Below are 22,643 nucleotides of genomic sequence, written 5' to 3'. Positions count from 1 at the left end.
CGGTACGCGTACCGAGGAGCCCCCTGTGACCGCCTTCGACGAGGCCCGCGCCCGCACCCTGCTGGCCGACGCCTGCCGCACCGCCGGACTGCCCGCACCGGACGCCGCCCGTCTGCTCGCACTCGGCGAGAACGCCGTCCTCGACCTCGGCCGGCCGGCGCTGGTCGCCAAGATCGGCCGCGGCCCCGAGCTGCTGGCCCGCGCCGAGCACGAGCTCGCCGTCGCCACCCGGCTCGACGCCCTGGGCATCCCGGTCGTCCGCCCGTACGCCCCCGCCGCCGTGACCGCCGCCGGACACCCCGTGACCTTCTGGCACCGGCTGCCCCCGGCCGTCCGCGAGACCCGGCCCGCCGACCTCGCACCGCTGCTCCGTGCCCTGCACGCGCTGCCCGGCACCGGCCTCGCGCTCCGCCCCCGCGACCTGCTCGCCCCGGTCGACCGCTGGCTGGCCGCCGCCGACGGGCACGTCGACCCCGCCGACGCCGCGTACCTGCGCGCGCGCAGGGAGAGCTTCGTCACGGCGGCGGCCGCGCTCACCCCCCGGCTCACGCCCGGCGTCGTGCACGGCGACGCGCTCCCGCGCAACGTGCACGTCGGCCCGGACGGCCCCGTCCTGCTCGACCTGGAGAACGTCGGCGACGACCTCCGCGAGCACGACCTGGTGGTCCTCGCACTCGCCCACGACCGTTACGGCGTACCGGCGGAGGACTACGCGGCCTTCACCGACGCGTACGGCTGGGACGTCCGGGAGTGGGACGGATTCGCGGTGCTGCGCGGCGCCCGGGAGACCGCGAGCGCCGCCTGGGTCGCGCAGCGGGTGCCCGGCAACCCGGCCGCGGCCGCCGAGTTCGGCAGGAGGGTCGACTCCTTGCGCCGCGGCGAGACCTCCGTACGCTGGTACCCGTTCTGAGGCCCGGCGCGACCGGGCCGGTCCGGAGAAGCAGGCGGCGGAACCGGCGGCTCACCGCACGGCGTCGTCCCCGGCACATGCCCCCACCCGGGGTGGCCGGTACGACGTCAGGAGTCGTCCCCATGCGGATACCCAGCCCCCGAGCCCGCCGCACCCTCGGGCTCGGACTCGCCGCGCTGCTCGCCCCCGCCCTCGTCACGGGCTGCGGCTCCGCCGACGACCTCCACCGCGCCACCACCAGCATGGAGGGCGTCCGCACCACGGCCGCCGCCGTCCCCCCGCGGGAGGGCGCCGCGGCGACGGACACGTCAGCGAGCCCGTCGGCGGGCATCCCCTCCCAGCGCACCGCCCCGCCGTCCGGGGGCCCGGCCCCGCGGCCGGCCGGCGCCACGGCGCCCGCGGCCCCGACGGCCACCGCCACCCCGACCGCGAGCCCCACGCCGACCGCCGGCCCGAGCACCCCGCCGCAGCAGAGCCGGGTGATCCGCACCACCGCGGGTGGCAGCCGCACCGTCGCGCTGACCTTCGACGACGGGCCCGGCCCGGCCACCCGTCCGATCCTCGACCTGCTCGCGCAGTACCACGCGCACGCGACGTTCTGCCTGGTCGGCGACGAGGTGCGCCGCGATCCCGGCGCCGTGCGCCGCATCCTCGCCGAGGGCCACCGGCTGTGCGACCACACCGTCGACCACCCGCAGCCGCTGCACGCCCTCCCCCACGACCGCCAGGTCCACGAGATCGCCGACGCCGAGGACGCCATCGTGCGCGCGGGCGGCCCCGGCACCCGGGTCGCGTGGTTCCGGGCGCCCGGCGGGGACTTCACCGCCGAGAACGAGCAGATAGCCGCCGACCACGGCATGGCCTCCCTCGGCTGGTCGGTCGACCCGCGGGACTGGGCCCGGCCGGGCACCCCCGCGATCGTCGCCGACGTCGAGCGCCACCTGCGGCCCGGCGGGGTCGTGCTCATGCACGACGGCGGCGGCGACCGCAGCCAGACCGTCGCCGCCTTGCGCGACCTCCTGCCGTGGCTCACCGCCCAGGGCTACACCTTCGCCTTCCCGGCCGAACACTGACCGGCCGGACACTGACCGGCCGGCGGCAGGGGCCCGGTGGCGGTGGCCCGGCGGCGGTGACCGCCCGTCAGCCGGCGGCGGCGACCGCCTCGGGCGCGTACGGCACGACCGGCCAGGCCGGCTCGACCGACGCCTGCGGGTCGGACGTGCGGCGCAGGTACTGCTGGAACGACGCGGCCTGCTCGGCGGCGGCCCGCACCTGCAGGGCGTGCAGGTCGGCGAGGGGGCTGCCGCCGACCGCGGGGAACACCTCGCCGAGGCGCCGGGCGACCCCGGCGGCGGCGACGGCGTCGGCGCCCGCCTGGTGGGCGGCGTCGAGCGCGACGCCGTAGTGCGCGCAGAGCGCCTGCAGGTTGCGCTTGCCGCGGCGGTAGCGGTCGGCGTGCTTGTCGAGCACGAGCGGGTCGATGACCGGGGCGGGGGTGCCGCCGAGCCGCGAGGAGAGCGGGGCGACGCCGTGCCGGCGGCATTCGCGGTCGAGCAGCGAGAGGTCGTAGCGGGCGTTCATGATGACCAGCGGGATGCCGGAGCGCAGGGCGTCCGCTATGGCCCGGGTGATCTCCTCGACGGCGCCGGCGGCGGGCACGCCCCGGCTGCGGGCCTGCTCGGTGCTGATGCCGTGGATGGCGCTGGCCCCGGCCGGGATGGGTATGCCCGGGTCGACCAGCCAGTGGCGCTCGGCGGCGGGGCTGTCGTCGGCCTCCAGCCTGACGAGGGCGGCGGTGACGATCCGGTCGTGCTCGATGTCGGTGCCGGTGGTCTCCAGGTCGAAGGCCAGCAGGGTGGCGCCGGGCCAGCTCATCGCGGCGTCCTCCGTCCGGTGCGGCGGTTCCGGGCGGGTGCGGTCGACTTGCCCCTCCTGCGCGTCATCTGGCTGTCCTTCCGTCGGTCCTGCCGTGACGGGCACCATCATCGCCTGCACGTGTGACAGCCCCGCCGGGCGGGGCGCCGGCGGGGCTGTCGTCGCGGCGGGGGTCAGGTGCTCGCGAACATGCCGCTGCCCAGCCAGTCGGCGGTGGTGCGGACGCCCGGCAGGGCGAAGAAGTAGCCGCCGCCGACGGGCGCGAGGAAGGCGGCCAGCGGCTCGCCCGCGAGGCGGCCCTGCACGGCCTCGAACTGCCGCTGCACGTCGCGCTGGTAGCAGCAGAAGGCGAGGCCCATGTCCAGGCCGCCCTCGCCGTCGGTGCCGCGGTCGTAGTTGAAGCCGCGGCGGTAGATCCGGGAGTCGGCCGAAGCGGCGGTACGCGGGTTGGCGAGCCGGATGTGGGCGTCGAGCGGGGTGACCGCGCCGTCCGGGTCGTCGGCGTAGCGCGGCCGGTCGTCCTCGGTGCTGCCGTCGAGGGGCGCGCCGGTGCCCTTGCGGCGGCCCACCATCCGTTCCTGCGCCTCGACGGGCACGCCGTCCCAGGCCTCGACGAGCATCCGGATGATCCGGATGACCTGGTAGCTGCCGCCGGCGGCCCAGGCGGGCTCGCCGTCGGCGGCGGCGACCCAGACCAGCTCGTCCATCTCGCGCTGCGAGCCGGGGTCGGGGTTGACGATGCCGTCCTTGAAGCCCTGCAGGTTGCGCTGGGATCCGTCCGGGCGGCCGGGGTTCTGGAAGCCGTCGACCCGCCAGCGGGCGCGCAGCCCGCCGTCGGAGGCCCGCAGGAGGTCGCGCAGGGCGTGCAGCACGGTGTCCTGGCTGTCGGCGCAGATCTGCAGCGACAGGTCGCCGTGGAGTTCGGCGTCGCGCGGGGAGTCGTCGGGGAAGGCGGGCATCGCGGTGAGCCGGGCGGGACGGGCGGGGCCGAGGCCGTAACGGGTGTCGAAGAGCGAGGCGCCGACGCCGACGGTGACGGTGAGGTTGTCGGCGGGGAGCTCCGCCCCGAGCATGCCGTTGTCGCCGTCCGGGGCGGGGCCGCCCGCGGTGAGGAGGCGGATCCGGTCGGTGAGGGTGCGCAGGAGGACTTCGAGGGCGGCCCGGTCCCGGGAGTGCACGTCACAGGCGAGGAAGGTCGCGAAGCCCTGGGCGGGGGTGGTGATGCCCGCCTGGTGGGGGCCGAGGAAGGGGACGGCGGTGCGCACCAGGCGGGGGGCCGCCGCGGGGGCTGCCGCGGGGGCCGCCGCCGCGGGCCGGCCGCCGGCGAGGACGACGGTGCCGGCCGCGCCCGCGGCGAGCGCGGCCTTGACGACACCGCGCCGGCCCGGCCGGGCGGGCGCGAAGGGGCAGGAGCCGGTGGCTATGGGCTGACTGGTCATCGGGCGACTCCCGGGGTGTCGGCGGGGCGGGGCGCGGCGCGGGCGCCCGTGACGGCCGCGGGGCCGCCGGACGCTGCGCATCCGCACCAACGGTGCCGGTCGGACGGCCGCCGGACGACCGCCGGGCCCGGCCCCTACGAGCCGTCCCGCCGCGAACTCCGCTTCCCTGCTGCCGACTTGACCACCGGTCCGGCCGGTCGGACGTCTCCCGCACGGGTGAGGCCGGGTGCGCCGACTGGCCCTGCCGGGCGGGGCGCCGGGCGGGGGCACCGGGCGGGGGCCGCCGCGGGTCAGGAGACCGCGCGGGAGTCCGCCCAGCTGCCCTCGAACTCCTCGCGGTAGACCTCCAGCAGGCCGGGCTCGGTGCCGCCGGGCTCCTGGCCGGCGCCGCCGCGCAGCACCAGGGCGGGCGATTCGATGCCGCGGGCGCGGCGCAGGTAGGGCTGCACCACGCCGACGTCCCCGCCGCGCCGGCGGCCGCCGGCCTGGCCGGGCGTCCGGGGGCCCTCGACGAGGTAGGCGGTGAAGCGGGGCATCTCGTCGAAGACCCGGATCTCGAAGCCGCCTGGGTCGCGGAGCCGGGCGCGCACCCGCCGCACGTGCATGATGTTCATCTCGATGGAGCGGCCGAGCTCGCCGCGGCCGATGCCGAGTTCGCGTTCGCGGCGGCGCACGGCGCTGCTGGCGGGGTTGAGGAAGAGCAGCCGGACGCGGCAGCCCTCGGTGGCGAGGCGGACGAGCCGCTTGCCGGTGTAGTTCTGGCAGAGCATGCCGAGGCCGATGCCGAGGGCGTCGAGGCGGCGGGCGCCGTCGAGGAGGTCCTCGACGGGCAGCTCGCGCTGGAGGCGGACGCGGTCGGCGTGGACGGCGACGACGTCGGCGTAGCGTCCGGCGACGAGTTCCTCGACGACGTCCGCGGGCACGCCCCCGCCGCCGCCGTCGAGGAGGCCGAGCAGGCGGGCGGCGGCGCGCTCGGTCTGGTCGAGGACGGTGCGCGAGAGGCTGCGGTTGCGGGAGACGACGTGCCGGGCGACCTCCAGCTCGTCGAGGGCGAGCTCGACCTCGCGGCGGTCGAGCACGTACGGCTCGAAGCAGGGCCAGTGCTGCACCATCAGCTCGCGCAGCTGCGGCAGGGTGAGGAAGACGAGGGGGTCGTCGTCGGCGGGGTCGAGGAGGTAGCCCTTGCGGCGGCTGATCTCGCGGACGGCGCCGGCGCGCAGCACCCACTCCTCGCCGGCGGGGCCGGCGGCGGCGGTGACCCAGTCCTCGCCGTGGGCGGGGGCGTAGACGGGGCGCAGCGCCTCGTCGACGAGGGCGCGCAGGCGCTGTTCGACGAGGTTGAGCCAGACGTAGGCGCGGCCGGCGAGGCGGACGCGGCGGTAGGCGTCCTCCCATTCGCCCGGGGTCCAGGCGGGCGCGGGCCCGTCGGGGCCGGGCGGGGTGGTGCGGCCGGAGTGGCCGGAGCGCATGACGACGGTCTGGGCCTCGCTCCGGCCGGGGCCCGGCTCCGGCCCGTCGAGGCTGTCGCCCCGGCCGTCCGCGGGGAACCCCATGCAGTACCTCACCTCTCGGCCGCCAGTCACGCTGCGTGACGGTCCGTCCACTGACACGTTCTCGACCATGGCGGTCCCGGCAGCGCCTGCGCCCGCATGGAACCGGCGGTGCGCGGCGCCGGACGATCAAGGGTACTGCCCGCTCCCGGCGGGACGCAGCCCGTTGACGGCACAACAGTTCCGGGGGTGGCAGGCGACACGGGCGAGCGCCGGGTTTTCGCGCCACGGACACCCGTTCGGGCGAACAACGGGTGAATGGGCTCGGCCGGCGGGCGGGCGTTGGGGAGTATGCGCATGTGCCGTGCGTCACGGTACGGACGGTCCGCACATGCCCCGGCACCCCACCGGGCAGATCCGAGGGAGCGCCAGTTCCCCCACGCAGCAAGGAAATTGAGGTCTCATGCAGGTCTGGCCAGGGCAGCCGTACCCGCTCGGCGCCACGTACGACGGGGCCGGCACCAACTTCGCGGTGTTCTCCGAGAGTGCCGACCGGATCGAGCTGTGCCTGCTCGACGAGGACGGCTCCGAGACGGCGATCGAGCTCCGCGAGACGGACGCCTTCGTGCGGCACGCCTACCTGCCCGGCGTGCAGCCCGGCCAACGGTACGGTTTCCGGGTGCACGGGCCGCACAATCCGGGCCTGGGCCAGCGGCACAACAGCGCGAAGCTGCTGCTCGACCCGTACGCGAAGGCGATGAGCGGTGACATCGACTGGGACGAGTCGGTGTACGGCTACCACTTCGGCGCCCCGGAGCGGCGCAACGACCTGGACTCGGCGCCGCACACCATGCACTCGGTGGTGATCAACCCGTACTTCGACTGGGGCACCGACCGGCCGCCGCGCACGGACTACCACCGCACGGTGCTGTACGAGGCGCACGTGAAGGGCCTGACCCGGCTGCACCCGGAGATCCCGGAGGAGATCCGCGGCACGTACGCGGCGCTGGCGCACCCGGCGCTGATCGAGCACCTGGCGAAGCTGGGCGTCACGGCGATCGAGCTGATGCCGGTGCACCAGTTCGTCCGCGACCACCGGCTGCGCGACCTGGGGCTGTCGAACTACTGGGGCTACAACACCGTCGGGTACTTCGCCCCGCACTCCTCCTACTCCTCGACGGGTGACCGCGGGCAGCAGGTGCAGGAGTTCAAGTCGATGGTGAAGGCGCTGCACGCGGCGGGCATCGAGGTGATCCTCGACGTGGTCTACAACCACACCGCCGAGGGCAACCACCTGGGTCCGACGCTGTCGTTCCGCGGCCTGGACAACGCCTCGTACTACCGGCTGGCGAAGGACCGGCGGTTCTACGAGGACACCACGGGCACGGGCAACAGCCTGCTGATGCGCAGCCCGCACGTCCTTCAGATGATCATGGACTCGCTGCGGTACTGGGTCACCGAGATGCACGTCGACGGCTTCCGCTTCGACCTCGCCGCCACCCTCGCCCGGCAGTTCCACGAGGTCGACCGGCTGTCGTCGTTCTTCGACCTCGTCCAGCAGGACCCGGTCGTCTCCCAGGCCAAGCTGATCGCCGAGCCCTGGGACCTCGGCGAGGGCGGCTACCAGGTCGGCAACTTCCCGCCGCTGTGGACGGAGTGGAACGGCATGTACCGCGACACCGTCCGCGACCTGTGGCGCGGCGAGAACGCCGCGCTCGCCGAGTTCGGCTCCCGCCTCACCGGCTCCTCCGACCTCTACCAGGACGACGGCCGCCGCCCGATCGCGTCCATCAACTTCGTCACCTGCCACGACGGCTTCACCCTGCGCGACCTCGTCTCCTACAACGAGAAGCACAACGCCGCCAACCACGAGCAGAACCGCGACGGCGAGTCCCACAACCGCTCGTGGAACTGCGGCGCCGAGGGCGACACCGACGACGCCGGCGTGCTGGAGCTGCGCGCCCGCCAGCAGCGCAACTTCATCGCCACCCTGATGCTCTCCCAGGGCGTGCCGATGCTCGCGCACGGCGACGAGTTCGGCCGCACCCAGCAGGGCAACAACAACGCCTACTGCCAGGACAACGAGCTGACCTGGGTGGAGTGGCCCGCCGGCGGCGGCGAGGCCGCGCAGCTGCTGGAGTTCACCCAGGGCATGATCTGGCTCCGCCGCGACCACCCGGTCTTCCGCCGCCGCCGTTTCTTCCACGGCCGCCCGGTCTCCGGCACCCACGACGACCTGACGGACATCGCCTGGTTCACCCCCGGCGGCGAGGAGATGACCGGCCAGGACTGGTCGACCAGCTACGCGAAGTCGCTCACGGTCTTCCTCAACGGCCACGCCATCTCCGAGCCGGACCGGCGCGGCGGCAAGATCGTCGACGACTCGTTCCTGCTGATGTTCAACGCGCACTCCGCCCCGCTGGAGTTCACCGTGCCCACCGACCACGGCGACGCCTGGCAGGTCGCCGTCGACACCAGCCGGCCGGTCCTGCCGGCCCGCGGCACCGGCACCCGGGTCAAGGCCGGCGACGTCCTGTGGCTCGACGACCGGTCGCTGATGGTGCTGCAACGGCCGGCCTGACCGGGTGCCGACGGGGGCGGCGGTGGGCCATTCGTGGCACCCCGGCGATAGCCGCCCCCCGGCGCGGGTAGGCATCACCGCATGACCTCCGCCGCCGCACACCCACCGACGGCCAGCTACCGGCTCCAGCTCCAGCCGGGCTTCACCCTGCACGACGCCGAGCGCGCGGTGCCCTACCTGGCCGCGCTCGGCGTCTCGCACGTGCACCTGTCGCCGCTGCTGCAGGCCGCCCCCGGCTCCACGCACGGCTACGACACGGTCGACCACAGCCGGATCAGCGAGCAGCTCGGCGGGGAGGACGCCCTCAGATCGCTGGCCGCCGAGGCGCACCGGCACGGGCTGCACCTGATCGCCGACGTGGTGCCCAACCACATGGCTCTGCCGGTGCCCGAGCAGCTCAACCAGCCGCTGTGGCACGTCCTGCGGGACGGCCCGGACTCCCGGTACGCGGCCTGGTTCGACATCGACTGGACGGCGCAGCCCGGCCCGGTCGGCGAGCCCGGCCGCGGCCGGCTGCTCCTGCCGCTGCTCGGCGACCGGCTCGGCAGCGTCCTCGACCAGCTGACCGTCGACAAGGACGTGCTGCGCTACCACGACCACGCGTTCCCGCTGCGGCCCGGCACCGAGAACCTCCCCCTGCCCGCCCTCCTTGACCGTCAGTGGTACCGCCTCGCCTGGTGGCGGCTGGCCAGCAGCGAGCTGAACTACCGCCGTTTCTTCGCCATCAACGACCTGATCGCGGTGCGGGTCGAGGTGCCCGAGGTCTTCCAGGCCACCCACGCGGTGCTGCTGCGCCTGCACGGCGAGGGCGTGCTGGACGGCTTCCGCGTCGACCACCCCGACGGCCTCGCCGACCCGCGCGGCTACCTGCGGCACCTCGCCGACGCCACCGGCGGCGCGTACACCGTCGTCGAGAAGATCCTCACCGGCGACGAGCGGCTGCCCACCGACTGGCCGTGCGCCGGCACCACCGGCTACGACGCGCTGCGCCGGATCGACGGGGTGCTCACCGACCACGCCGGCGCGGAACGGCTGATCACCTCCTACCAGCGGGACGTCGCCGACCGCACCTCGGCCGCCGAGGCGGCGCTGCGCGGGCGCGCCGAGCTGACCGGCCCGCACGGCGAGCTCGCCGCCGAGGTCGACCGGCTGCTCCGGATCGTCCGGCGGATCTGCGCCGCCGAGCCCGGCCTCGCCGACCACCGGCTGCCCGACCTGCGGGACGCGCTCCGCGGCCTGCTCACCGAACACCCCGTCTACCGGCCGTACGTGGTGCCCGGCGAGGACGCCCCGCCGGAGGCGGTCGAGCACCTCGCCGGGCCCGCCGGGGCGGACCCGCGCGGGGCGGACCGGCTGCTGCGCGACCTCGCGCTCGGCCGGCTCGGGCGCAGCGCCGAGAAGGACGAGTTCTGCCGGCGGTTCGCCCAGACCACGTCCGCGGTCGCCGCGAAGGGCGTCGAGGACACCGCCTTCTACCGGTGGAACGCCCTGGTGGGCCTCAACGAGGTCGGCGGCGACCCGGGCCGGCCGGGACTGAGCCCGGCGTCGTTCCACCGCTGGTGCGCCGCGCAGGAGCGCGACTGGCCCGCCGCGATGACCGTGCTCTCCACCCACGACACCAAGCGCAGCGCCGACGCCCGCGCGCGGCTGGCCGTCCTCGCGGAGCTGCCGGAGGCGTGGGCCGCGGAGTGCGCGGCCTGGACGACCGCCGCCGGGCCGTGCCCGGACCGCGCCACCGCCTGGCTGCTGTGGGAGACGATGGTCGCCGCCTGGCCGATCGACGAGGAACGCCTCGTGCAGGTGGTGCTGAAGTCGGTGCGCGAGGCGAAGGTGCGCACCTCGTGGACGCAGCCCGACGAGGCGTTCGAGCGGACGCTGACGGCGTACGTCCGCGGGGTGTTCGGCAACGCCGGGCTGTGCCCGCGGATCGCCGGGTTCGGGCAGCTCCTCGCCCCGTACGCGCGCAGCAACAGCCTGGCCGCGGCGCTCCTGCACCTGACGGTGCCGGGCGTGCCGGACCTCTACCAGGGCAGCGAGGAGCCGCTGTACACGCTGGTCGACCCGGACAACCGGGCGCCGGTCGACCTGGGCGCCCTCGCGGTGCGGCTGACGGACTCGCCCGCCGAGCGCGCCGGCGACCTCGCCCGGGAGAAGCTGCACCTGACGACGACCGCCCTGCACCTGCGCCGCACCCGCGAGCTGGGCGCCTACCGGCCGGTGGCGGCGGACGGGCCGGCCGCCGCGCACCTGCTGGCGTTCGGGCGCGGCCCGGGGGTGCTGGCGGTGGCGACCCGGCTGCCGTACGGTCTGCAGCGGGCCGGGGGCTGGGGGGACACGGTGCTGGACCTGCCGGAGGGCCGGTGGACGGACGCGCTGACGCAGCGCCAGTACGAGGGCGGGCGGCTGCCCGTGTCGTGGCTGCTGGAGCGGCTGCCGGTGGCACTGCTGACGGAGGACGGATGACGACGTACCGGGTGTGGGCGCCCGACGCGGATCTGGTCGAGGTGGAGGTCTCCGGCACGTCCTACCCGATGGTGCGGGCGGGCGACGGCACGGACGGCTGGTGGCACGGCGCCGCACCGGAGGGCGACTACGGCTTCCGGCTGGACGGCGGCCGGGCCCTGCCCGATCCGCGTTCCCCGCGGCAGCCGGACGGGCCGGACGGGCTCAGCCGCGCGGTCGACCACGCGGCGTTCGCCTGGTCCGACACGCCGTGGCACGGCCGGGCTCTGCCCGGCGGCGTGCTGTACGAGCTGCACGTGGGCACCTTCACCCCGGCGGGGACGTTCGACGCGGCGGCGCAGCACCTCGACCACCTCGTCGACCTCGGGGTCGACCTGGTCGAGCTGATGCCGGTCTGCCCGTTCCCCGGCCGGTACGGCTGGGGCTACGACGGGGTGTCGCTGTGGGCGGTGCACGAGCCGTACGGCGGCCCGGACGGGCTGAAGCGGTTCGTCGACGCGGCCCACCGCCGCGGGCTGGGCGTGGTGCTGGACGTCGTGCACAACCACCTCGGGCCGTCCGGCAACTACCTTCCGGCGTACGGCCCGTACTTCACCGACCGGCACCACACGCCGTGGGGCGCCGCGGTCAACCTCGACGCGCCCGGCTCCGACGAGGTACGGCGCTACCTGATCGGCAGTGCGCTGGCCTGGCTGCGCGACTACCGGATCGACGGGCTGCGCCTGGACGCCGTGCACGCCCTCGCCGACGACCGGGCCCGGCACTTCCTGGAGGAGCTCGCCGACGAGGTGGCGCAGCTCGCCGCCGCCACCGGCCGCCCGCTGTTCCTGATCGGCGAGTCCGACCTCAACGACCCGCGCACCACCAACCCGGTGCAGGCCGGCGGGCTGGGCCTGACCGCGCAGTGGAGCGACGACTTCCACCACGCGCTGCACACCCTGCTGACCGGCGAGTCCGGCGGCTACTACGCCGACTTCGCCGCCGACCCGTACGCGGCCTGCGCCAAGGCGCTGACCCGGGGCTTCTTCCACGACGGCAGCCGGTCGTCGTTCCGCGGGCGGGCGCACGGGCGGCCGTTCCCCCCGGCGTACGGCCACCGGCTGCTCGGCTACACGCAGACCCACGACCAGATCGGCAACCGGGCGCGGGGCGACCGGCTGTCCGCGTCGCTCTCCCCCGGCCGGCTGGCCGCGGGGGCGGCGCTCGTCCTGACCTCGCCGTTCACGCCGATGCTGTTCATGGGCGAGGAGTGGGCGGCGGGCACGCCCTGGCAGTACTTCACCGACCACCAGGACCCGGCGCTCGCGGAGGCCGTCCGGCAGGGCAGGCGCCGGGAGTTCGGCGCGCACGGCTGGCAGCCGGACGACGTCCCGGACCCGCAGGCGCGGGCCACGGTGCTGGCCTCGGTGCTGGACTGGTCCGAGCGCACCCGGGAGCCGCACGCCGCGGTCCTCGACTGGTACCGGCGGCTGATCCGGCTGCGCCGCGAGCACCCCGGGCTCGCCGCGCCCGACCTCGGCGCCGTCCGGGTCGAGCACGACGCCGCGCAGCAGTGGCTGGTGGTGCACCGCGGCCCGTACCGGGTCGTCGTGCACCTGGGCACGGACGGCCCGCGGCGCGTCCCGCTCGACCGGCCCTACGCGGCGACGCTCGCGCTGTACGGCGACGCCTGGCCGGCCTCCGACGGCGCGCTGCACCTGGCGACGGAGTCCACGGCGGTCGTGCGGGTGGAGTGAGGACGCCCGGCCGGCACGCGATCTGACGTTCCGTCACGAATGGGTTGCACAGCGGCCCGTTCCGCCCGCGGGCGGGCGCCACCGGCCTACCCTTCCCCCGTGCCGGCGTTCCCGCCCGGCCTGTCCGCCCTCGTCGCTCCCCGCGCTCCCCGCGCTCCCCGGCCGATTCCCCCGCGCCGGTGTGTGCCGCACCTGGTCGGGGAGGATTCCCCGCGGCAGCCTGCTGCACGGGGAGGCGCCGGGACCGGTCGGGCCCGCGCACTCCCGGCCGGCCGGAACCGCACACCTGGGGGCAGCCTTGAGCACGGAGTGGTACGAGAACGAGGAGTGGGCGGACATCCCGCTCGGCCGGGACGGCAGGTCGGGCACCGCACGGGCCCTCTTCCCGCGGGACACCGAGTGGATCCGCCGGTGGTCCTGCTACGCCGAGGTCATGGACACCGTCCTCCGGCACACCGACGACAGCCTGGAGTCGCTCTTCCCGAAACTCGGCGACCCGCACCTGCGCGTCTACCAGGAACTCGCCGACCCGGTGCACTTCCACACCGCCTCGCTGGAGGACACCGGGCGCCGGCTCCACCAGCTGGTCGTGGCCGCGGTGCGCCGTCTGGCGGAGGACGAGGAGGCCCTGCTCTCCGAGTTCGCCGACCTGCCCGCCCCGCAGAGCCAGCAGGCCCGCGAAGCCGTCCAGGCCTGGAACTGCGCCCTCGCGAGCCCCGGACAGTTCACCAGGGCCGCACGGCGGTGGGCGTCGCTCTTCCGCAGCGAGGCCACCACCAAGTCGTACGAGCGCACGATGCGCGACCGCCTCTGGCGGCACGGCCTCGCCAAGCCCGACGACTACCCGCCGACGTGCGCCCGCGGGCTGCAGGCCCTGACGCGGGTGCTCGACGACGCCATGCGGCCGTACCTGCGGGTCGGCGCCGCCGAGGACGCCGACCTCGTCGACCAGCTGCTCCCCACGTCCATCGCCCGGCGCATCCGGCGCGACGCCGAAGGGCTCAAGCGCAAGCGCCAGGAGTACCCGCCCGAGGTCGTCGACAGCCTCGGCATCGACGAGGACGGCTACACCGACCTGCTGGCCGCCGCCCTGCCCCGGCTGCGCGGCTGCATCGCCAAGGGCGAGTCGATGCTGGTGCTCGGCCCCACCTCCAGCGGGAAGAGCCGGATCGGCCGGATCGCCGTCTGCCACGCCATCACGCGGGCGCAGCGCCGGCACGGCCGGGCGATCGTGCTGCTGCCCACCAAGGCCCTGGTGAACCAGGCCGTCGCCGAGTGGCGCGACTTCCTGGAGGACACCCCGTACCGCGACTGGCGCATCCTGCCGGGCTCGCGGGACCACGCCCAGAACGACGAGGCCATCGCCCGCCGGGAGTTCGACATCGCCGTCATCATCCCCGAGAAGCTGGCGGGGCTGCTCGCCGGCGGGATGACGCTCGACGGCTGCGACATCGTGATCGTCGACGAGCTGCAGAACCTGGCGGACCCGCAGCGCGGGCCCCGGCTGGAGATGCTGATGACCTCGATCCGCGCGCAGTACAAGATCCCGATGATCGGGCTGTCCGCCACCCTGACCGAGCAGGCCGCCGAGGACGTCCGGCGGTGGCTGCAGATCGAGCCGTCCGCCGTCATCAGCAGCAGCCGCCGTCCCGTTCCCCTCGACCTCGCGGTCTGCGACGAGCAGCAGGCGCGGGTCCGGACCGCCGAGCTCCAGGAACTCCGCCGGGAGCAGCACCTCAGCACGCTGCTGCGGCAGTGGGAGCGCGACCCGGATCTCAAGCGCCAGCTGCAGGCCGTCGGCGCCTACCGGCGCGCCCTCGCCCTGGCCGTGTCGCTCCTCAAGGGCAGCGCCGCCGTCCACGGCGGCGACGTGCACAGCGTGCTGTGCTTCGTCGGTTCGCGCGAGGACGCGCAGAAGCTGACCCGGATGGCCCAGACCCTCCTGGACCGCGACCCCGGCATGCGCCAGGTCGACCCGGACTCCAACCCCTTCCTCGGCCGCTTCAGCAGCCTCGACGAGGAGACCGCGCAGCAGCGCAACCGCACCCTCCTGCGCTTCCCGCACAAGGCGCTGCGCGACTCCGTGGCCCGGTCGCTGCGCACCGGCGTCGGCTACCACTCCGCCCGGCTGGAGCAGGACATGCGGGTGGAGGTGGAGACCGCCTTCCGGGACGGCGTCATCCGGCTGCTCTTCGCCACCGACACGCTCAAGCTCGGGATCAACCTGCCCGCCGACGCGGTCGTCGTCGCCTCCGTCACCACCCCGACCGGCAACGGCAAGAGCCAGGTGCTCAACCGCGACACGGTGGCCCAGCGGCTCGGCCGGGCGGGCCGCCTCGGCATCGGGGTGAGCCCCCGCGGCTACGGCTACCTGGTGGTGCCCGAGAAGCGGCCGACCAAGCACCGCGTCGAGTTCGAGGAGACCGAGCTCGTCGGTCTCGCCGAACTCGTACCGCCCACCGTCGACAGCGAGCCCGACATCGACCGCGCCCTGCGGGCCCTCATCGACGTGGACGCCGTCTTCCGTCACTACATCGGCTACACCTCCCCCGGCGCGGCGATCTCCTCCCGCGTCGACGAGACCTGGTTCTCCACGCAGTTGCTGCACTGGGCCGTGCGCGAGGGCGTGCCGCTGCGGCGCAGCGCACTCCAGGAGCAGACCCTGGCCTTCTACGGCGCCTCGCTCGGCGCGGTCACCGACGTGCCGCCGCCCGACCCCGCGGCCGTCGTCGGGCGGCTGGAGAGCTACGACCTGATCGCGGCGGTCGACGGCGGCGAGGGGGCGGAGGGCGAGCACCTCATGGTCACCGGCCTCGGCCGGGCGGTCGCCGCGTCCGGGCTGCCGTTCGAGGACTCGGCGACCGTGGAGCAGCTGATGCGGGCCGGCGCGGAGGGTGCCGGCGACCTGACGCTGCTCTGGCTGGCCACCGGGTCCCGGCACGTCCGGGAGACCATGAACTGGATCTCCATCGTGCCGCAGCTCGACGACGACCCGGCCGAACAGGCGCAACGGCACAACGCCGTGGACCTCGCCCGCGTGTTCGCGGCTCCTCCCGCGGACCGGGCCGGGCACGCCCGCCTGCTGCGCAGCGCGAACTTCGTCGACGCCCTGCCCGACCGCGACCTGCTGGGCCGGGGGGCCGTCGCCGACGACCTGCGGCGGCTCGTGGACGGCCCGGCCCCGGACCCGGGGCCGGAGAAGATCAACGCGCTGCTGCGCGCCTGCGTGCTGCTGCTCTGGAAGGAGGGCTGCCCGCTGGCGCTGATCGAGACGGCCGTGCAGGAGAACCTCAAGATCAAATCGCGTCGGGGCGAGCGCACCGTCAACATCCACTCCGCCGACGTGCGTACGCTCGGCGGGAACACCAGCTACCTCTTCGACGCGGTGCGCGAACTCACCGGGGTCCGCCCGCAGGGGACGGACTTCCGGCGGTTCGAGGCGCTGGCGGAGAGCGTGGAGTTCGGCGTGCCGCCGGTGCTGGCGCCGCTGGCCCGGCTGTTCCTGCGGGCGACCCACCGGGAGCGCATCGTCGGTCTGATCCCGGTGCTGCGGGCGAACCCGGAGTACCGCTTCGACAGCCACGCCGAGCTGGTCGACCGCTACATGCGCCGGCCCGCGACGCCGCCGCGGGACCGCGCCCTGGCCCGGGAGCTGGCGCAGTTCGCGCTCACCGACTCCGAACGGGCCCAGGTCCGCGGCGAGCTCGACAAGATCGACCAGCGGCGGCGGCGCGGACTGCGGCTGCCGCTCGAACTCCGGCAGTCGCTGCTGCCGGGCACCGACACCTACACCCTGGAGGACGCGCTCGACCAGCTGGCGCGGCGCGACGGTGAGCACACGCCGCGGCAGGCGGCACGCATCCTGACGTCGTTCGGCCTGGACGTGGAGGACGGCGAGGACGGCACGATCGTGCTGCGCAGCCGGATCACGCCGGACCTGTCCGCCCGGATGGCCGTGCACACCGACGAGTTCCGCGTGGGCGACCTCGAACGGGCCCGCGGGCGTGCGGACATCGTCCTCGCCTGCGCGGGCACGACCGACGGAGTGCGGATCGCCGAGATCCGCTCCGACCGGCCCAACCCGGTGGTCGTGCAGCCCACGATCCTGCTGGAGGCGGCGGCGCGGATCGCCCGCCTGACCGGTCCCGAGGAGCAGGACCGCGGGACGGACCTCCTCGCGCTGCTGTCCGGACTCCACGCCGCGGGCGGCCCCGAGGACGACCCGGCCGCGGAGGCGGACGGCTGGGACGAGGACGGCTGGGACGACCAGGCCGCCTGGGAGGAGCTCGACGACGGCCGCGCCGACCTGCGCGGCCACGAGGCCGCCCGCGGGGGGCACCGCCTCCTGGAACTCCTCACCGCCGCGCCGCCCGTCCTGGGGCGCACCGAACTCAACCGCCTGGTCGCCGGGATGACCGTGGCACCGCCGCCCGCGATCCCCGCCGCCCACCGGGCGGACCGCACCGTCGAGGAGACCGTCTGATGCCCCGCTTCAGCCTGGGAGTGTTCGTCGACGCGCACCACCTCGTGGGCGTCGAACAGCGGACCCGCGACGCCGCCGACCTGCTGGAGCGGCTCCAGCTGGCCGCCGAGCAGATGTGCATGGCGAGTGGCGTCGCCCACCGCGTCGTCGTGGCGGACTGCTCGGACCCGGAGGCCAGGAGCATCGCCGAGGACTTCGGCGAGCACGGCTTCCGGATGCGCCACGTCCCCCGGGCGGGAGGGGGCACCGCGGGCCGGGTGCTCGCCGCCGAGGTGTTCGAGGCCCTCGCGGGGCAGCCCGACCTGCTGACGGTGGCGGTCGTCGCCGGGCAGGAGACGCATCTGCCGCTCGCCGAACCGCTGCACCGGACCGGCCGGATGCTCATCGTCTGCTCCGCGGGCCCGGCGGACTTCCGCGGGTGCGCCGACCACGTCATCGCCCTGCCGCTCGGCCTCTCGGGGCTGCGCACCCGGGTGCTGGAGGCCGTCGGGGTGCTGCGCGCCGAGGGGGTCGCGTCGGCGGACATCGCGAAGCTGGAGAACGTGCTCCGCCGCGACCCGGCCGGATACCGGGCCGCGGACTACGGGGTGCGGACCCGGGACGTGCTGCGGTCGCTGTCCGGTGCGGGGTTCACCTTCCGGCACCCCGACCGCATCGAGCTGCACGGGGAGGTCGCGGCGGTCACGCCGCCCCCGGGGCACATCCCCCCGCAGGTCGTCCCCGACCTGTGCCGGTCGCTGGCGGAGGTGACGGGCCATGACGTCGACGACGTGGTCGGCGCGGTCGGGGCGGTCCTCGGCGCCGTGGCCGGGAGCCCGGTCGTCCGGGCCGCCGCGGAGGGCCCGGAGGGGCTGAAGCTGGCGCAGGTGGTGGCGGGCGTCAAGATCGTGACCCCGGCGTACAAGCTGTCCGGGGTGTCCACGACCGACCTGTTCCGCCGGGCCGCGGAGGGCACCGACTGGACGGTCTGGCAGAACCCGGACCAGCCGGCCGACGTCCGGCTGCGGCTCCCCTCCCCTCCCGGCGGGGACGGAGCCTGACGGTCCGACGGGTCTCCGGCCGTTCCCCGGCCCGTTCCCCGAGGAAGTCTCCGCAGCGGCTGGCCGGGGAGCAGTCCCCCGGCCAGTCTGGGGACAGCCCGGAGGGACCGGGTGCCCGCCGTCCGCGGGCATGCACGGGAGGGAGGAAGGAGAGATGTCGAGCAGCCCGTACGCCCGCCGGGAACACCGGTGGCTGACGGTCGGCCTCGTGCTGACCGCGATCGACATCCTGGTCACCGTGGCCGACCTGGTGTCGCGGTTCGTGTAGGCCGGGACAGTGGAACCCTCCGACGTCAATTCGGAGGGTTCCACGTGTCGTTCCATTCAAGCACCCGGCCGGGCACAGCACCATGGCCCGCGGGCGCGCGGACGGGCGAACCCGTCCCGTGCGCGCGCCCGCGGCGGCACGGTGGGGCCGGCGGGCGCGCCGCTCAGCCGGGCTTGCAGACGACGAAGCGCGGGTACGGGTGCCGGCCGGGGCGGTCGCCGATCTCGCGGCAGGCCGCGACCAGGTCGTGCAGGTCGGCGACGGCGAGTTCGAGCGGCGGCTCGTCGGGCTGGTAGGTGGTGCGGACGGGGTGGTCGACGCCCGGCTCGCCGGTCATCTCGATGTGGCAGCCCAGCACGTGGGTGACGGGGCGGCTGTCGGCGAACGCCGCGAGCCGCTCCGCGGTGCGGGTGAAGGCCGCCCAGTCGTCGACGTACAGGCGGCCCGGGTAGACGGTGTCGCCGGTGAGCAGGAAGCCCGTGCGCGGGTCGAAGTACGTGACGGCGCCCGGGTGGTGGCCCGGCGTGGCGAGGCACTCCAGCACGCGGCCGCCGAGGTCGAGCGGGCGCACCTCCTCCCCGCGGAAGCCGAACCACGCGAGCGTCTCCCCCGCGGGCACCAGCTCGGTGCCGGGACGGTCGGCGAACTGCGCGTCGCCGGCGGTGTGGTCGCCGTGGCCGTGCGAGTGCAGGACGAGCAGCCGGTAGTCCTCGCGCGGGTGGACGGCCAGCCACCGCGCGACGAGGCCGTCGACGGTGCGGCGCAGCGGGAAGTACGCGGCCGGGGCGGTCGCGCCGGTGTCGATCAGGACGGCCCGCTCCTCGCCGAAGAGGAGGAAGAGGAACGGCGCCTCGTAGTCGACCGCCTTGTTCTGCCGCAGGATCACCGTGTGCGGGTCGTGGGCGAACACCTGGATGTCCGGGTCGGTGTTGTGCTTCGCCGACGGCGAGCCGTGGATCCACCGGACGTCCAGCGGCGGGTGGTGGTGGTGCGCGGTCATCGGGGCCCCCTTCGTCCGCGAAGGTACCAGAGGCGCCGGCGGCCGACCGGCACCGCACGGGTGCGGGCCGGGCCGGGCCCGCGCGGTGAGGGGACGTCAGCGGCCGGAGCGGCTCAGCCTGTGCAGGGTCCAGCCCTCGCCCGCCGGGTCGAGCGGGCGGGTGGCCCGCTTGAAGAGGTACTCGGCGCGCTCGTAGGAGAGCCGGCCGCGGCCCGTCTCCGGGCAGAGGTCGGCGGGCGCCGGCCGCCGGGCCGGTGCGGGGCGGCGGTCGGACAGGAACACCGGTCCGCGGGTGCGGCCGGCGACGAGCAGGGCCAGCAGCCCGGCCGCCGCGGGCCCCCAGGTGAGCCGGACGGCACCGTCCGCGCCGGGCCGCCGGGTGCCGCGCGCGTCCGGGGCGAGGTCGTCGACGTCCAGCGCGAGGGCCTGCGCGGCGGAGGCGCCCGACTCGTGCAGGAGCCGCCACAGCGCCTGCTCGCGCAGGGCGGTGCCGGGCAGCTCCCACAGCGCCCGCACCTGCGCGGCGGCGACGGGCGGGCGGCGCGTGCGGTCCTCGGCCCGGCGCTCCAGCCCGGCGGCGAGACCGGCGACGGACGGGGACGCGGCAGCGGCCCACGCGGCGAACGACCGGACGGCCGCCCGGTGGCGGTTCCAGGTCCGGGCCGCGGTGCCGCCCCACGCGAGGACGGCCGTCCGGGCGACGGCGTCGGCACCGACCGCGGCCAGCGGGGTGTCCGCACCGAGGTCGAGGCAGAGCCGGCGCAGCGTCTGGCCGTACGAGCGGAGCGTCGCCGGGTCGAGGTCGTCGCGGGCCAGGAAGGCCCGGGCCGCCGCCCCCAGGGTGGTTCCGGCGGGCGGCGCGGCGGGGAGGGCGGCGGCACGGCGCAGCAGGAAGGCCCGCTCCGGGACGTTGCGGGTGAGGGCGGCGGCGCGGGCGAACTCCGTCCGGGCCTCGTCGTGCCGCCCCAGCCGGGCCAGGAGGTCGCCGCGGACCGCGGACAGCGGGTGGTAGTCGCGGAACGCCGGGTCGCCGGTCAGCGTGTCGGCGAGGTCGAGCCCGGCCTGCGGGCCGCGGGCCATGCCGAGGGCCACCGCCCGGTTGAGCTGCACGACGGGTGAGGGCACGAGCCGGGCGAGGGCGTCGTAGAGCACGGCGATCTGCTGCCAGTCGGTGTCGCCGGGCGTCCGGGCCTGCGCGTGGCAGACGGCGATCGCGGCCTGCAGGACGTACGGGCCGGGCGGGCCGCCCGCCTCCCTGGCGCGCAGCATCGCGGCGAACCCGCGGCGTACGAGGAGCTGGTCCCAGCGGCCGCGGTTCTGCTCGTGGAGCTGCACGGGCTCGCCGTCGGGGCCGGTCCGGGCGGCGGCGCGGGAGGCCTGGATCTCCATCAGGGCGGCCAGGCCGTGCACCTCGGCGTGCTGCGGCGCCAGCGCGGCCAGCACCCGGCCGAGCCGCAGGGCCTCCAGGCAGAGCGAGGGCCGCATCAGGTCGTCGCCGGAGGTCGCCGCGTAGCCCTCGTTGAAGATCAGGTAGATCACCTCCAGCACCGAGGCCAGCCGGGCGGCGAGCTCCGGCCCGGCGGGGAGGTCGAAGGGGACGTCCGCCGCGGCGAGGGTGCGCTTGGCCTGCGCGACGCGCTGCGCCGCGGCCGGGACGGTCAGCAGGAACGCCCGGGCGATCTCCTCGGTGGTGAGTCCGCCGAGCAGCCGCAGGGTGAGCGCCGCGCGCTGCTCGGCCGGCAGCACCGGGTGGCAGGAGACGAACATCAGCCGCAGGACGTCGTCGTCCTCGCCCGGTGCCCCTTCGGGGCCCTGCTGTTCCAGGGCGTGCGCGATCTGCTCGTGCTTGCGCCCCAGCCGCTCGGTGCGCCGCAGGTGGTCGACGGCGCGGCGTCTGGCGGCGGTCGTCAGCCAGGCGCCGGGGTTGTCGGGGACGCCGCGCTCGGGCCACTGTTCGAGGGCGGCGACCAGGGCGTCCTGGGCGAGCTCCTCGGCGAGGCCGACGTCGCGGACCATCCTGGTGAGTCCGGCGACGATCCGCGCGGACTCGAGCTTCCAGACCGCGTCGATCGCGCGGTGGGCGTCCGGGGCCGTCACAGCAGGATCACAGCACCGCCCCCGGCCGTCGTGCAAGCCGGGGGCGATGCCGGGGCCGGTCGGGCCGGGCGTCAGCCGAAGATCTGCTGCATCCGGCCCTCGCCGTCGCCGACGATCCGGAAGAAGCGGCGGGAGAGCTCCAGGGCCTCCTCCCGCGAGCGGACCTCGATCAGGGCGAAGCCGCCGACCACCTCCTTCGCCTCGGTGAACGGCCCGTCGACGACGGTGATCTCGCCGCCCTTCGACGTGATCAGGCTGCCCTCCACCTCCATGCCGCCGGTGGCCAGCAGCACCCCGGCGGCGGTCAGTTCCCCGATGAACCGGCCCATCTCCGTGTACAGCGCCTCGTCGGCCTTGCCCTCGCTGATGCTCGTCAGAAGGAATCGCATCGTTCTCGCTCCGTTCGTGGTGGGTCTCTGCCCTGGCGTCGAACGAGGCGATGTGACAGGGAACGCCGCCGTGCGGCGAGTGGCGTTCCCTGTCACATCGACCGGACGACGCAGGGGTGGAAAGCCCGCCACGACGAGAGGAACCCCGATGACCACCACCGCCACCGCCCCCGCGATCACCGCCCCGCCGACCCGCCCGCTGCTCGCGGCGGCCGCCCTCGCCACCCCGCTGTGGACGCTCGTGTCGCTGGCCCAGGCGCTGTCCCGGAGCGGCTTCGACCCCACCCGCCACCCGCTCAGCGCCCTCGCCGGCGGTCCGCTCGGCTGGATCCAGGGCGCCTCCTTCCTGGTCACCGGCACCCTCCTCGCCGTCGGCGCGTCCGGGCTGCGCCGGGCGCTGCGCGGCACCCCCGGCGGCACCTGGGCCCCCCGGCTCGTCCTGGTGGCGGGCCTCGGCACGGCCGCGGCCGCGTTCTTCCGGATGGACCCGGCCGACGGCTTCCCCGTCGGCACCCCGGCCGGGCCGCCGGCCTCGGTCTCGTGGCACGGCGCGCTGCACATGGCGGCGGGCTCGGTGGCGTTCACCGCGCTGGCGGCGGCCTGCCTCGTCCTCGCCCGGCACCACGCCCGGGCCGGCGCCCACCGCGCCGCCCTCGGCGCACGGGCCGCCGCGGCGGCGATCGTCCTCGGCAACGCCTGGGCGATGGCCGGCGGCCGGGCGGGCTCGCTGACGCTCGCGGTGGGCGTGACCGCCGCGATGGCCGCGGTCTCGGCGACCGCCGCCGGCCTGTACCGCCGCACCGCCTGACCTGCCCCGCACCACCCCGCGCCACCGCGCACCGCCCGCCCGCACGTACCCTCTGGAAGGAACC

Annotated in this window: 14 protein-coding genes; 8 read left to right on the top strand and 6 right to left on the bottom strand. The window is 75.7% G+C overall.

Features of this window, described 5'->3' with window-relative positions; genetic code table 11:
- The first annotated feature begins 25 nt into the window (after positions 1–25).
- Both OG335_RS27855 and OG335_RS27850 read left to right on the top strand, forming a co-directional pair.
- Positions 26–910 (top strand): phosphotransferase enzyme family protein, encoded by an 885-nt coding sequence (locus OG335_RS27855; RefSeq protein ID WP_405013874.1) that lies wholly within the window; start codon positions 26–28, stop codon positions 908–910.
- Positions 911–1,032: 122 nt separating this feature from the next.
- Positions 1,033–1,983 carry a polysaccharide deacetylase family protein gene (locus tag OG335_RS27850; RefSeq protein WP_405013873.1) on the top strand — a complete coding sequence of 317 codons (951 nt, stop codon included), beginning with the start codon at positions 1,033–1,035 and terminating at the stop codon, positions 1,981–1,983.
- A 67-nt stretch (positions 1,984–2,050) separates the two neighbouring features.
- Here the strand turns inward: OG335_RS27850 and OG335_RS27845 are convergent, their stop codons facing one another.
- The 3 genes from OG335_RS27845 to OG335_RS27835 all read right to left on the bottom strand — a co-directional run bounded on the left by OG335_RS27845 (position 2,051) and on the right by OG335_RS27835 (position 5,693).
- A complete protein-coding gene (locus tag OG335_RS27845; RefSeq protein WP_405013872.1) occupies positions 2,051–2,785 on the bottom strand; it encodes a 3'-5' exonuclease in 735 nt (244 codons plus the stop codon).
- A gap of 173 nt (positions 2,786–2,958) precedes the next feature.
- Positions 2,959–4,224: a Dyp-type peroxidase gene (locus tag OG335_RS27840; protein ID WP_405013871.1), complete on the bottom strand. Its 1,266-nt coding sequence runs from the start codon at positions 4,222–4,224 to the stop codon at positions 2,959–2,961.
- A 290-nt stretch (positions 4,225–4,514) separates the two neighbouring features.
- Positions 4,515–5,693, bottom strand: coding sequence for an SAV2148 family HEPN domain-containing protein (locus OG335_RS27835; protein ID WP_405015546.1), 1,179 nt, complete (start codon positions 5,691–5,693; stop codon positions 4,515–4,517).
- A 484-nt stretch (positions 5,694–6,177) separates the two neighbouring features.
- Between OG335_RS27835 and glgX the strand changes: the two genes are divergently transcribed.
- The 5 genes from glgX to OG335_RS27810 all read left to right on the top strand — a co-directional run bounded on the left by glgX (position 6,178) and on the right by OG335_RS27810 (position 18,017).
- On the top strand, positions 6,178–8,295 hold the full coding sequence (gene glgX, locus OG335_RS27830; RefSeq protein WP_405013870.1) for a glycogen debranching protein GlgX: 2,118 nt from the start codon (positions 6,178–6,180) through the stop codon (positions 8,293–8,295).
- An 81-nt stretch (positions 8,296–8,376) separates the two neighbouring features.
- The gene (gene treY / locus OG335_RS27825) at positions 8,377–10,758 is read left to right on the top strand and encodes a malto-oligosyltrehalose synthase (RefSeq protein ID WP_405013869.1); all 2,382 of its coding nucleotides are present in this window, start codon (positions 8,377–8,379) and stop codon (positions 10,756–10,758) included.
- Complete coding sequence (gene treZ / locus OG335_RS27820) at positions 10,755–12,494, top strand: malto-oligosyltrehalose trehalohydrolase (protein WP_405013868.1); 1,740 nt, start codon at positions 10,755–10,757, stop codon at positions 12,492–12,494. The genes treY and treZ overlap by 4 nt, the downstream gene beginning before the upstream one ends.
- Positions 12,495–12,792: 298 nt before the next feature.
- Positions 12,793–16,977, top strand: a complete 4,185-nt coding sequence (locus OG335_RS27815) for a DEAD/DEAH box helicase (protein ID WP_405013867.1) — start codon at positions 12,793–12,795, stop codon at positions 16,975–16,977.
- The gene (locus OG335_RS27810) at positions 16,977–18,017 is read left to right on the top strand and encodes a hypothetical protein (protein ID WP_405013866.1); all 1,041 of its coding nucleotides are present in this window, start codon (positions 16,977–16,979) and stop codon (positions 18,015–18,017) included. Before OG335_RS27815 ends, OG335_RS27810 begins: the two co-directional genes overlap by 1 nt.
- A 431-nt stretch (positions 18,018–18,448) precedes the next feature.
- Here the strand turns inward: OG335_RS27810 and OG335_RS27805 are convergent, their stop codons facing one another.
- From OG335_RS27805 to OG335_RS27795, 3 genes are all read right to left on the bottom strand, one after another.
- Complete coding sequence (locus OG335_RS27805) at positions 18,449–19,285, bottom strand: MBL fold metallo-hydrolase (protein WP_405013865.1); 837 nt, start codon at positions 19,283–19,285, stop codon at positions 18,449–18,451.
- A 96-nt stretch (positions 19,286–19,381) separates the two neighbouring features.
- A complete protein-coding gene (locus tag OG335_RS27800; protein WP_405013864.1) occupies positions 19,382–21,382 on the bottom strand; it encodes a sigma-70 family RNA polymerase sigma factor in 2,001 nt (666 codons plus the stop codon).
- 71 nt (positions 21,383–21,453) lie between these two features.
- A complete protein-coding gene (locus OG335_RS27795; RefSeq protein WP_405013863.1) occupies positions 21,454–21,771 on the bottom strand; it encodes a YciI family protein in 318 nt (105 codons plus the stop codon).
- A gap of 148 nt (positions 21,772–21,919) precedes the next feature.
- Here OG335_RS27795 and OG335_RS27790 point away from each other — a divergent pair, with 148 nt between their 5' ends.
- Positions 21,920–22,579: a DUF998 domain-containing protein gene (locus OG335_RS27790; RefSeq protein ID WP_405013862.1), complete on the top strand. Its 660-nt coding sequence runs from the start codon at positions 21,920–21,922 to the stop codon at positions 22,577–22,579.
- The last annotated feature ends 64 nt before the right edge of the window (positions 22,580–22,643 follow it).

The sequence above is a fragment of the Kitasatospora sp. NBC_01539 genome (assembly GCF_045040525.1).
GTDB lineage: Bacteria > Actinomycetota > Actinomycetes > Streptomycetales > Streptomycetaceae > Kitasatospora.
The sequence above is the reverse complement of the archived record's forward strand: the minus strand, read 5'-3'. Positions and strand labels throughout refer to the sequence as shown.